At 68.1% G+C, this 2,549-nt stretch carries 1 protein-coding gene; it reads right to left on the reverse strand.

What is annotated here, in order from left to right:
- A partial coding sequence (locus ACFVWY_RS35585; RefSeq protein WP_389879047.1) for a condensation domain-containing protein occupies window positions 1-2,516 on the reverse strand: 2,516 nt, incomplete at its 3' end.
- Window positions 2,517-2,549 lie beyond the last annotated feature (33 nt).

A 2,549-nucleotide genomic window follows, 5' to 3' on the forward strand; every position in this document is an offset into this window, starting at 1 on the left:
CCCTCCAACGCACGCCCGATCACCGGCCGATCACCCGACACCCGCGCCAACGTCGCATCCACCGTGCACTCCGTCGGCCCATACAGATTGAAGGCACTGTGCCCGTGCCGGGACGAGAGCACGGAGAGCATGAGCCAGAGCTCCGGGTCGATGGCTTCGCCGCCGATCAGACTGAAGCGGGGCGTGTGCTCCCGGCCGAAGACGCCCGCGTCGATGAGCGCGCGCAGCATGGTCGGCGTGCAGTTGAACTCGTCGATCCGCTGCTCGCGTACGTAGGCGGCGACAGCCGCGGGGTCTCTCCGCGTCGCCTCGTCCAGAACGTGCAGCGTGACACCCCCGCACATCAGGAGCAGCTGCTTGACGGACGAGTCGAACGACAGCGGCGAGAGCAGCAGTCCTTGCAGGCCGGGCGAGAGGAGCTCGTCGCGCGCCAGCTCGTCGCGGAGCGCCGTCATGAGGTTGGCCAGTGCGGTGTGGGTGACTTCGACGCCCTTGGGCCGCCCGGTCGAGCCGGACGTATAAATCACATACGCCAGATCGTCCGGACCCGCCACTGCCCCCTCAGCACCACCAGCACCCGCGTCATCCCCATCCCCCACAGCGACCCCGCCCTGAGGAATACCGACGACAACCCCACGCCCCGAAAGAGCCACCGGCACATCCGCACCAGCCACCATCACCTCAGCACCACTGTCATCCAGCATGAACGCCAACCGCTCAGCCGGATACGACAGATCCAACGGCACATACGCGGCACCAGCCCGCAACACCCCCAGCAGACCGATCACCATCTCCGACTGACGGCCCGAACACACACCAACCACACCACCGGAACCCACACCCACCGCACCCAGACGAGCCGCCACCACACCCACAGCCGCATCCAGCTCCCGATACGTCCACCGCTGATCACCCTCCACCAGCGCCACCGCATCAGGCGTCCGCGCCACCTGAGCCCCGAACAACCCAGGAACCGTCACCCCACCCAGCCCACCAGACACGGTCTCGTTCCACTCGGAGACCAGCTGGCCGCGCTCGGCCTCACCCAGCACGGGCAACTGGGACAGCCGCACCGACGCGTCAGCCGCCACCGCTCCCAAAGCCCGTACAAACGCCTCGGTCAGCCGCGCGACCGTCTTCTCGTCGTACAGCTCGGCGGCGTACACCACCTGCCCCTCAAGCCCGTCCCCCGACTCCGCCAGGAACATCGACAGGTCGAACCGGGTCACCTCATCGACGGGAGCGAAGGAATCCATCCGCAGGCCCGGCAGATCCAGCTCCGGCTGGGGAACGTCGTTCAGCTGGAACATCACCTGAACGATCGGGTTCTGGCCCAGATCGCGCACCGGAGCCAGCTCTTCCACCAGTTGCTCGAACGGCAGGTCCTGATGCTCGTAGGCGCCCAGCGCCGTGTCCCGGGTCCTGCCCAGCAGATCCACGAAGCGCGGGTCGCCCGAGCAGTCCGTTCGCATCGCCAGGGTGTTCACGAAGAACCCGATGAGCGACTCCAGCTCCGGGCGGTGCCGGCCTGCTATCGGTACCCCTACGACCACGTCCCGCGTCGCGGCGAACCTGCCCAGCACCGCCTGGAACGCGGCCAGGCCCACCATGAACAACGTCGCACCGTGCGCCTGGCCCAACTGGCGCAACTGACGGCACACGTCCGCCGGAACCTCGAAGTCCCATGAAGCTCCCCGGTAGGAGGGCACCAACGGCCGCGGCCGGTCCGTCGGCAACTGCAGCAACGGCGGCGCACCCTCCAGCACCCCCCGCCAGTAGTCGACCTGCGACGCGGCCCCGCTCTCCTCAAGGCAACGACGCTGCCAGACGGCGAAGTCGGCGTACTGAACCGACAGTTCCGGCAGACCCGCGTCCTTTCCGTCGAGGAACGCGGTGTAGAGCGCGCTCAGTTCCCGCATCAGGACGAGCCGTGACCAGGCATCGGCGACCACGTGGTGCATCGTCACCCGCAGCACGTGGTCCTCGGGGCCCAGTCGCACCACATCGGCACGCAGCAACGGCCCGGCCGAGAGATCGAACGGCGTACGCGCCTCCTCCGCGACCAGTCGGCGTGCTGTGGATTCCGGATCCGCTTCTGCCGACACATCGACCAGCGGAAGGGGCATCGGCGCCGGGTCCGCGAACTCCTGCCAGGAGCGGCCCTCCTCCTCGTGGATGGTGACGCGCAGTACCTCGTGCCGCGCGACCACCGCGCTCAGCGCCCTGGCAAGCGCGTCCAGGTCCAGCGGCCCCCGCATCCGGACGGCGTCGGGCACGTTGTAGAACGGGTTGTCCTCGACCAACTGGTCCAGGAACCACAAGCGCTGCTGGGCGTACGACAGCGGCATGCGGCCGGTCCGGGGAACCGCCTGGAGCACCGCGCGGGACGAATCCGCTATCAGGCCGTCCACATGTTCCGCCAGGGCGGCCACGGTGGGGCTCTCGAAGACGACGCGCAGGTTGATGTCGGTGTCGTGGACGTCGTTGATGCGGGCGATGACCTGGATGGCGAGCATCGAGTGCCCCCCGAGCTCGAAGAAGTCGTCATG

It is taken from the genome of Streptomyces sp. NPDC058195 (assembly GCF_042883525.1).
Classification (GTDB): Bacteria; Actinomycetota; Actinomycetes; order Streptomycetales; family Streptomycetaceae; genus Streptomyces.